Origin of the sequence: Paraburkholderia sp. SIMBA_054, from assembly GCF_046534875.1 — a bacterium.
In the GTDB taxonomy this organism is placed as follows: domain Bacteria; phylum Pseudomonadota; class Gammaproteobacteria; order Burkholderiales; family Burkholderiaceae; genus Paraburkholderia; species Paraburkholderia hospita.
In genome coordinates this window covers 1-8,911 of sequence record NZ_JAWRXV010000127.1, presented here as the reverse complement: position 1 = coordinate 8,911, position 8,911 = coordinate 1, and the positions used below count along the sequence as shown (strand labels likewise).

Below are 8,911 nucleotides of genomic sequence, written 5' to 3'. Positions count from 1 at the left end.
GCCGTAGTATTTGCGGTAGATGTTGAGAATGGGAAGGATGATGAGATCGCCGAAGATGAACGACGCGACGCCACCAAAGCTGATGCCACCGTGCCATAGCACGCCAGCGAGTGGAATGTTGCCGACCGAGCAGGTGAACGCGACGCGAGCGCAATAAGCGGCCCGGCAAATGCGCCCCACATCACCGACAGTACAGGATGACCGGTCAGGAACAGACGTTGCCAGATACTGTTGGGTACCCACGCGGAAAGCGCACCCGCCACGAGCAGACCGATGGCGATGTCACGCCATAACATCGACCAGGTCATTACGTAAGTGTGACCGATCGCCGTGAGGCCTTTGCGCGAGAACAGACGTGCCCGCCATCCGCCTTCCTGTTCCTCGATTGACATCGCGGCGTGACCTTCCATATCGCCCGCGATGCCGCTTTTTGCCTGTTCGATTGCCGCATTTTCGAGCGAATGCGGCAGCAGGAGTCGGAACAGCACAGCAACAATGACGATCATGACGATTCCGCCCACCGCCTCGACGGCAGCAAAGGACCAGCCAAGCAGCATGCCCATCAGAATGGCCAGTTCGAGCACAAGGTTCGTGGCTGCGAACTGGAACGTCATTGACGCAGTGAAATTGGCGCCTTTGCGAATTGCCGAGCGTGCCATCGCCACCGCGGCATATGAACACGACGACGAGGCGGCGCCGAAGAGGCTGGCGACTCCAATCGAACGTGGTGAGGCATCCGGCAGTAGCGTCGACATACGATTGCGCGAGACGACGTTTTCGATGATGGCCTGGTTCCGGGTTGCTGCGCAACGGTCATACCCGCCTCGGGCGTCGCGGCTGATCGGCGCAGGAGGCGTGAACGCCTGAGGGGCCTCTAATTTGCGGCACTGGGTCTGCGCCGGTTCCACACCGCGGGCGTGTTTTTCATGCTGTGATGAATGGCACACTCCGCGGGGGCAGCAAGATGGATAGCCGACATTCGGCCCGAGGGGCATCGGACAGTGACGAGGAGGGGCAGGTCACGCTTCTCACTTTACTCGTGGCCTTGCATCTGCTCGTGTTCTCAGGCGCACGCACGTGGTTGTCGCCCGTCCAGGCGGTTCATGCCATGCGACGATGGTACGTAGCGGACACCACCATGCTTGACGTTCTCCGACGCGTGATGATTTCGAGTCGTGCGTTACCCATCGCGATTCGCCTCGCGGAGTGTCATGGCTGCCTGCTCGACTCCGAGGGTATGCACGCCGTCTTCGACAGCCAGCACTCCATCGATGCGGACGCCGTGCAATACCGTATTATCCATCGTGCATGCGCAGCCGCGCTGCTCTGTGACTGACTGCGAGAAACCAGATGCACAATTCAACGGGTAGCGGGCGAAGTGGTATTGCTAACGGGAAGACCTACTCATGTGCCGCGTATGTTGCGAAAAGGTGTCGGCGCGATTTCTTTACATCGCGCCGACAAATGCATCGGCGCACTTCGCGAGGGCTCAGTTTCCATATAGCTTCCTAAGGGCCGCGACCGTCCCCGGTGTTCCAGAAGAAACGCTGATGCGCTATAACACAGGCGGCAGCGCCGTGATGACCGGAAGATCACTAGTCTAGTACCTTTGCACAGAGGTTATGACGGTTTGTCAGAGGTCGGTACTGGGTAGGCTTTGGCCAATTTTTCCCGGGCCCTTTCGGTAGAGAACATCCAGTTGATGCGAGCGCCGCTGGCGTTTCGCAGTTGCTCCCAAGCCGCGACCTCGCTGATCAGCCGGTCGCGGCAGTCGATGCGGCGATCCAGACATTGGCTTCGCAGCACGCCGATTTCGATCTCGACCATGTTGAGCCAACTGGCGTGCTTGGGGGTGTAGTGGAATTCGATCCGCTGCAGGATGCGGCGTGCCTCTGCTGGTGGCAGGGCTTGGTAGAGCGCAGCGGGCGTGTGGGTCGACAGATTGTCCAGCACGACACGGATGCGCGATGCATGGGGGTAGTGGATATCGACGAGATCGCGCATGCACTGGGCGAAGTCACCCGCCGTTCTCCGTTCGGTGACTTTCACCTTGCGCCAGCTACGGTGTGCATCGAGGAAGACGAACAGATTGGCGGTGCCGTTGCGCTTGTATTCGCAGTCGTAGCGCAAGGGTTTGCCGGGCTCCGCCGGAATCGGTTGGCGTACTTCGCCGATGAGCTGGGTCGGGCTTTCATCGAAGCACACCACCGGGTGCCGCGGGTCCGGGGTTTCGGCATACAGGTCGAGCACGTCTTCCATGCGTGCAACGTATTCCGCGTCGATCTTGGGAATGCACCACATGTCCTTTCGCCATGGCTTCAGATCGTTCTCGGCCAGGCGCCGGCGTACCGTCTCGCGCGATAGCTCTTCATGTTCGGTGAGCTTGACGAACGTATCGGCGAGCAATTCCAGCGTCCAGCGCGCACGTCCCGAAGGCGGGTTCGTGCAGGCGGTGGCGATCAGCAGGGCCTCTTCCTTGCCGCTGAGCTTGCGTTGCGCCCCAGGCCGAGCCCGTTCGTTCAGCGCCGCTTCCAGCCCCATCTCCACGAAGCGACGCTTGGTGCGGTACACCGTGGATTCGCCAACCGCCACGGTGGCGGCAATGCTCGCGTCATCCTTGCCAGCGTGCGCTGCAAGCAGGATCTGCGCACGCTTGAGCTTGCGTGCCGCGTGCTTGCCGCCGCTTAGCATGGCAGCAAGCGCCTCACGTTCAGATTGGTCGAGTTCGACTCGATAGCGTAGATTCATCCGGATGGCTTCCTTCGGGGTAGCCTCCTTCGACTGCCGGGGTTCCGAATGAATCAGAAGTCGCTTCCATTGCCAGGCGAGCGCTCAGCCTGCCCGAGCTTCACCGACAAGCAAGGTCAGTATCTCGCCTTCATCTGGGCCTACAGCTTGATAAACGGCCGCGCTCCGGCCGAGCACGACATGCAGCGTTTTTTCGCCGTCACGGCTCCTTCCGTCCATCAAATGGTGCTCAACCTCGAACGCAATGGATTGATCAGCCGGCAAGCAGGCATCGCTCGCAGCATCAAACTGCTCGTTGACCATAACTGCTTGCCTGTCCTACAACCCAGCCAAACTGTCATAACCTCTGTGCAGCGGTACTAGTGCCTGCAAGCGATATCACCGGATGCCGCGTGGCGAGCCCCGCACATAAGATAACTAGGGGCCATACGTTATCGAACAGCGTCGAAAGCAGCGACGCGCGGATGGAAGGGGTGACGTGATCCTGTCCGCCCGCGGCCGTCGCGAGAACCGTTTGGAGGACGAGGGTGGTACATGACATGGTGGGGCGCCAGATAGATATTGCTTTCCGGGCCGCCGGTGGGACGGCTGCGACGCTCGGAGTGACGCTGCCGCGTTTCAGCGCACCGCGCTGTCTCATACTCCCGTGAGGTCGCCCGGCAATCGCTGGCCACGTCCGGCCCATATTGGCTTACCCGACCGGCCGCCTACGCCATCGCTCGCGCGCATGCGACATGGATAAAAACGCAGCCGGGCCCTGGCGTCGTGACTATCATGTAGACGTGGCCTGTGTTCACGGCACATGGCCACAAAACGGGGCACGGGCGGGCTTTGCGGGCGACTGGCCGACTGTCCGTGCCTCGTCACATCCGCAGAAGCTACGGGCCGTTCTGTTGCTGCCGCTTACGGACATGAAGACGCGATGGACGTGGGAGAGGCGACGATCATGTTCAAACAGCAGAGGATCGGCAGCTTCCGAGCTTTTTGCCCGGCTGCAATGCCGCCCACCCGGATGACGGATGACCCGGGCGACGAGATCACCGGCGAAGGACCGTGTCTGGCCACGAAGGCGCAATGGCTGGTATGTCCAATATGCGGGGCGACCCGCATTGCCGCATCCCGGATGCCCTTCTACCATGAACTCCCACCGCAGATTGCAGCCAGACGCGCCACCGGCCACGCGTCATCAAAAGCGAACGTTTTAGCCGGCGCAGTCCCTACCGCACCTAATCGATCTATCAGGAGGCAGGCATGCTTAGCGCTCACGAATTCGCGACCCTGATGCTGGTCAAGGACTCCGCCGACCAGATTGCCGACCGGACGGAACTTGACACATTACTCGACCACCAGCTGATCGCAATGGAGCAGCTGGTGGGAGGGGGCCTGTTGCCTCGCGTGACCCAGGACGGGGATTCCCTGCTTCGTACTCTTTCACGCATGCACTGACATGTCGATCCATATGAAGTACCGCCCGGATCGGGCAGTCAGCGCGCGATCATCGGATTGATGTGGGGAGGGGACGGGACGGGCCTTTCGTTGCCATCCGCCGGTCAATACGGTGAGCCCTCAATGTCGATGATGCATCAGGTCGCATTGCGCTCGTGATAATCAAGCAGGCTCGAACGCCCGTGTGATTTGGCCCTGACACCGACTACCCGAGCGAGTGCGCCGAAACGTTAAAGGGAATATTCCGTGTGGTCTCGCGATCGCTTTCGAGCGCTCGCGGGGGCGCTACTTCTCCTTCGAAATCACCCTCTACTTGCCGCGCGAATATCGTCTCGACGGCCTGCGCCTGGACGCGGTCCACGCAATCAACGACGGCGAGTGGCCCGCGCCGCGTGCCGGCTCGGCGGAGTGAGCCCGGTTGGTGCTCCTCGTGCTTGAGAACGAAAACAATACCGTCTACCGGAAAGGCTTTTCAACGCGTAATGCTCGACGTGCTGCCTGTTCAGTGACACAGCTGCCAGCGCGAAGCGCGGCGCAATCTATAGTCACATGCCGACCTGCAGGGGCTGCTACGTCGAAACCCTACGCCTACCTTGCGCATGTGCTCGCCGAATTCCCGCAGGGCGCACCGGATTCCGACATGACCGAGCTCTTACCGTTCGACTTCATAAAGCTCACGGCCAAAGCAGCTCTTGGACCGGCGGCCCATTGCGGACGCCCTGCCGATCGATGCGCTGTCGCAAGACGCGTTCACCTTCGCGCACGTTTATAAACCTGGTGTGCTAGAACCCGCGCTTTACCGCGAATGCATAGATCCATTCCCTCCCAGTCGTCTTTTTTATTGCGCAATCCACTGCGCCCCACATCGAATATTTTGGCTGGCCATTGTGCGAGCCATCAGTAACGTGCCAAAACGGTAGGCGAGGTCAAACGTTTCCATAGCGAATGACGCAAACTGGTTGGTGGATCGTTACCGGTTTTCGCTCAGGATGGGCCCGAGATCTACCTTGATCGGTGCCTTCACGGCCGTGTCGCGCGGGACTGTCGCGATCCCGGAATGGTCAACGGCGGCGGCCGCACACCGGATTGACATGTTCCTGACCGGTACGCGCCGAGGAAGTCAATCCGTTGGCATTCGAAAGATTTGACAAACCGCCCGCCTGTCGCCCTCGATATGGGCAGCCGGACGAGCTCAACCATCTACAGATTGCCGCCTGCGCCGCGCGCACTGCGTGCCATGTTTAATCCGAGCTTTGACTTCTCAAATGGCCGGAATCCGCGTCAGTGCTGGGTTTCGGCTATTTTCTGGGGCTATTTCGTAGCCATGTAAATTAGTATTTTTATATTGACATACGGAAATTAGCTGCTTGAATGAGTGTTCATGTATATCGAACACGTCCCCAACCGCAACTCGCCACCCGCCATCCTGCTGCGTGAGTCCTACCGCGACGGCAACAAGGTGAAGAAGCGAACCCTGGCCAACCTCTCATCGCTGCCCGCCGAGGTCATCGAAGGCCTGAAGGTGCTGCTGCGCGGTGGTGTCGCAGTGCCCTCGGCTGAAGAGGCCTTCGTGATCGAGCGCAGTCTGCCGCACGGGCATGTGGCCGCGGTGCTGGGCGCGGCGCGTGCCTGCGGCGCTGAGCAGTGGTTTGCGCCTGCGCCTGCCGCACTGCGCGCGGTGCTCATGGCGCTGCTGGTGGCGCGGGTGGTGTCACCCGCTTCGAAGCTCGCCACCCATCGCATGTTGCGCGACGAGACGGCGACCCACTCGTTGTCGCGCCTTCTGAAGCTGGGGGACGTCGAACTCGAGCAGGCCTACGCCGCGCTCGACTGGCTGGGCGAGGCCCAGGAAGACATCGAGAAGCGGCTGGCGAGGAAGCATCTGGCCGGCAGCATGCTGGTGCTCTATGACCTCACGTCCACGTGGGTGACCGGAGACTGCTGCGAGCTTGCCGCGCGCGGCTACAGCCGCGATGGCAAGCGCGACGATCCGCAGATTGTGTTCGGGCTGGTTTGCACTCCTGAGGGCTGTCCCGTGGCCGTCGAGGTGTTTGCCGGCAACACCGCCGATCCGGCTACGGTGGCTGCCCAGGTGGAGAAACTGAAGGATCGCTATGGCATCGGCAAGATCGCCTGGGTGGGCGACCGCGGCATGCTCACGCAGGCGCGCATTGACACGGTATTACGCCCGGCGGGGCTGGACTGGGTGAGCAGCCTGCGCGCGCCGCAGGTGAGCGCGCTCGCCCAGGAGCAGGGGCCTTTCCAGCCCTCGCTGTTTGACGAGCGCAACCTGCTGGAGGTAACCAGTGAGGCGTTCCCCGGTGAGCGGCTCATCGTGTGCCGCAATCCGCTGCTGGCCGAGCAGCGGACCCGCAAACGCGAGGACTTGCTGCAGGCCACTGAAGCCGAGCTGATGAAGATCGCCGAAGCGACCACGCGCGCGCGCAATCGCCTCAAGGGTACCGAAGCGATTGCCCTGCGCGTGGGCCGCGTCATCGATCACTACAAGATGGGCAAGCACTTCGAGCTGAGCATCACCGACTCGAGCTTCACGTGGACGCGCAAGGCCGAACAGATCCGGCAGGAAGCGGCGCTCGATGGCCTGTATGTGGTGCGCACCAGTGTGCCGGCGCAGGACCTGCCGGCCGAGGCGGCCGTGACGGCCTATAAGGGGCTGGCGGTCGTGGAACGCGCCTTCCGGTCGCTCAAGACAGTCGATCTGAACGTGCGCCCCATATTCCACTGGAACGCCGAGCGTGTACGGGCGCACGTCTTCCTGTGCATGCTCGCGTATTCCGTTGAATGGCACATGCGCGAGACCTTGAAGCCGATGCTGTTTGACGATGAATACATTGACCTCGCGCGCGCAGCGCGGCCCTCGCCGGTGGCCAAGGCACGACGCTCGGACCAGGCAAAGGCCAAAGACACCACCAGACTTGGCGAGGACTGCTTGCCGCTTCATAGCTTCCGCACGTTGCTCGGTGATCTGGCCACGCTCGCCTACAACGTCTGCCACACACCTCTGAACCCGGACGCAAAGATCGTGATGATCACGCGGCCCACACCCGTTCAGGAAAAGGCCTTCCGCCTGCTGAACATCAGCCCGTCTGTACCCAGTATCTGACTCCCCCGGCGCGCGTAACCGCGGCAAATCAAAGGCTTACGCGCGCTGCGCGTTAAAGTTCGGTTTAATGCAAATCGCAATCACCTGGCTTCCGGAAATGCCCGCGCCGATGTCATATGCTGAAATCCCGACCCACACGATCACCTAACCGACGGGTTCGCATGTCGCCTCGCTCTTCGTCCCCGATACATGCACTAGACGCGCTCAAGCGAGCCGGCCTGGCGGGTACGTCCGCGCAGATCGCCGTCCTCGACTATCTGCAGCAGGCGGAGCACGGCCATTTCGGCGCCGAGGAGATCCACCGCCGGATCGCCAGGACGGGAGAGCGGATGAACCTGTCTACGACCTATCGCGTGCTCCATCAGCTGGTAGGGGCGGGCTTGGTCGCAAATGTGCCGCTTGGGAAGGATCACAGCCTCTACGAGCTGAACACCGGCAAGGTGCACGATCACCTGGTATGTGTCGTGTGTGGGCGCGTCGAAGAATTCTCCGACGTGACGATTAACCGGCGGCGAGCCGCCATCGCGAAGGAGTTCGGCTTGCGCTTCGCCGGCAAAACGCTGGCTTTGCAGGGTGTCTGCGCCGATTGCGCGGCACGTGCGCATCCGGCACGACCGTGAGTTAAAACAGCGAGATTCTCGCAGCAAACTTACTCGGTGACGTGAGCATTGCCGGCGGCGCTCCTTTGCACGTCCGCGAACAAGGGGCGTCATGAGTCGCGCGGTGTTCGTCTCAACGATGGCCGCTCAGGGACGAGAGACCTCGCAAGGACACCCTGTTCCGGTTCGCGACGGTCGTCGGCGGCGTTGTGCCCGTCATCAACTTGCCGGGCGGGAAGGCGGGTGAAGTGACATTGTCAGGCGCACTCGGCCGACACGGTTGCGGAGCCGAAGGCGAAAACGTTCAAGGCAGCATGGACCCGGACCGGTCGAAGTCGTACTATCGCTCCAGGGGAGCCGACGGACGAGCAGGGCGAGAACGATGGCCGATTGTCTGCGTGGTGTTCGCGCTGGTTGACAACTTACCCTCTCGCTACATCTTCCAGATTTCGTCAGGGGATGCATGGCCTAACGTGCTGGTGAGAAGGGCGTTTTGCGATCGCGGCGAGCGACTCCGGTGACAGGAATCCCGTCTTGTTGGCCGCAATGACGTGACGAAAGAACTTTTCGGCATCCAGTGTAGGGTCGGCGCGGCGCAACCGGTGCGAGGTGCGCCGCGTCGTAGGTGATCAACGAAGCTGAACGATGACATCGTCGGCGCTGGAGAATGAACGAGGCCATGTCACGGCGCCAGGCGCGCGGAACCCGCGCGAGACCCGCCCGATAGTGCGACGCGAGATATCGAGACGGGCGCATTCCTGATTGATACGCCGTGTCTCGACGCGCGACCAGGACTTGACCAATCAGGAGGGCTCGATCACTCGCCGGCGACATCATCGTTGTCACTCGCCTCGACCGGCTAGCGAGGGTTGTGTCGCGATAAGTTTGGCGGGGTAAGAGATTCGGTAATGACAAGTAGTCCTTATGCCACCAGCGAATAGAACTGCGCAGCAGCGGTTCGGGTATCGCCGCTGCCCTTCATCTGACCTTTTCT

Annotated in this window: 9 protein-coding genes and 2 pseudogenes; 8 read left to right on the top strand and 3 right to left on the bottom strand. The window is 61.4% G+C overall.

Going from position 1 to position 8,911, the window contains the following annotated elements; genetic code table 11:
* On the bottom strand, nt 1–180 hold a 180-nt coding region (locus tag SB822_RS53865; protein ID WP_410858685.1), incomplete at its 3' end, for a permease.
* Nucleotides 181–263: 83 nt separating this feature from the next.
* Nucleotides 264–755: pseudogene (locus tag SB822_RS53860) on the bottom strand (permease); the annotation flags it as partial.
* Between the two features lie 383 nt (nt 756–1,138).
* Here SB822_RS53860 and SB822_RS53855 point away from each other — a divergent pair.
* A complete protein-coding gene (locus SB822_RS53855) occupies nt 1,139–1,336 on the top strand; it encodes a hypothetical protein (RefSeq protein WP_410858683.1) in 198 nt (65 codons plus the stop codon).
* A 284-nt stretch (nt 1,337–1,620) separates the two neighbouring features.
* Here the strand turns inward: SB822_RS53855 and SB822_RS53850 are convergent, their stop codons facing one another.
* Nucleotides 1,621–2,748 carry an IS630 family transposase gene (locus SB822_RS53850; protein WP_410858682.1) on the bottom strand — a complete coding sequence of 376 codons (1,128 nt, stop codon included), beginning with the start codon at nt 2,746–2,748 and terminating at the stop codon, nt 1,621–1,623.
* Nucleotides 2,749–2,796: 48 nt separating this feature from the next.
* Between SB822_RS53850 and SB822_RS53845 the strand changes: the two genes are divergently transcribed.
* The 7 genes and pseudogenes from SB822_RS53845 to SB822_RS53815 all read left to right on the top strand — a co-directional run.
* On the top strand, nt 2,797–3,111 hold the full coding sequence (locus tag SB822_RS53845; RefSeq protein WP_200568033.1) for a LexA family protein: 315 nt from the start codon (nt 2,797–2,799) through the stop codon (nt 3,109–3,111).
* Nucleotides 3,112–3,999: 888 nt separating this feature from the next.
* Complete coding sequence (locus SB822_RS53840) at nt 4,000–4,194, top strand: hypothetical protein (RefSeq protein ID WP_410858681.1); 195 nt, start codon at nt 4,000–4,002, stop codon at nt 4,192–4,194.
* Between the two features lie 217 nt (nt 4,195–4,411).
* Nucleotides 4,412–4,606 carry a hypothetical protein gene (locus tag SB822_RS53835; protein ID WP_410858680.1) on the top strand — a complete coding sequence of 65 codons (195 nt, stop codon included), beginning with the start codon at nt 4,412–4,414 and terminating at the stop codon, nt 4,604–4,606.
* A gap of 9 nt (nt 4,607–4,615) precedes the next feature.
* Nucleotides 4,616–4,966, top strand: coding sequence for a transposase domain-containing protein (locus SB822_RS53830; RefSeq protein WP_410858684.1), 351 nt, complete (start codon nt 4,616–4,618; stop codon nt 4,964–4,966).
* Between the two features lie 609 nt (nt 4,967–5,575).
* Nucleotides 5,576–7,318 (top strand): IS1634 family transposase, encoded by a 1,743-nt coding sequence (locus SB822_RS53825; RefSeq protein ID WP_410858679.1) that lies wholly within the window; start codon nt 5,576–5,578, stop codon nt 7,316–7,318.
* Nucleotides 7,319–7,479: 161 nt separating this feature from the next.
* A complete protein-coding gene (locus tag SB822_RS53820) occupies nt 7,480–7,938 on the top strand; it encodes a Fur family transcriptional regulator (protein ID WP_410858678.1) in 459 nt (152 codons plus the stop codon).
* 146 nt (nt 7,939–8,084) lie between these two features.
* A pseudogene (locus SB822_RS53815) lies at nt 8,085–8,186 on the top strand (phosphate ABC transporter substrate-binding protein PstS); the annotation flags it as partial.
* Nucleotides 8,187–8,911 lie beyond the last annotated feature (725 nt).

Excerpts from the sequence above, each read along its gene's own strand:
- SB822_RS53845 (WP_200568033.1), top strand. The coding sequence starts at position 2,797 with ATGAATCAGAAGTCGCTTCCATTGCCAGGCGAGCGCTCAGCCTGCCCG.
- SB822_RS53825 (WP_410858679.1), top strand. The coding sequence starts at position 5,576 with ATGTATATCGAACACGTCCCCAACCGCAACTCGCCACCCGCCATCCTG.
- SB822_RS53850 (WP_410858682.1), bottom strand. The coding sequence starts at position 2,748 with ATGAATCTACGCTATCGAGTCGAACTCGACCAATCTGAACGTGAGGCG.
- SB822_RS53855 (WP_410858683.1), top strand. The coding sequence starts at position 1,139 with ATGCTTGACGTTCTCCGACGCGTGATGATTTCGAGTCGTGCGTTACCC.
- SB822_RS53840 (WP_410858681.1), top strand. The coding sequence starts at position 4,000 with ATGCTTAGCGCTCACGAATTCGCGACCCTGATGCTGGTCAAGGACTCC.
- SB822_RS53820 (WP_410858678.1), top strand. The coding sequence starts at position 7,480 with ATGTCGCCTCGCTCTTCGTCCCCGATACATGCACTAGACGCGCTCAAG.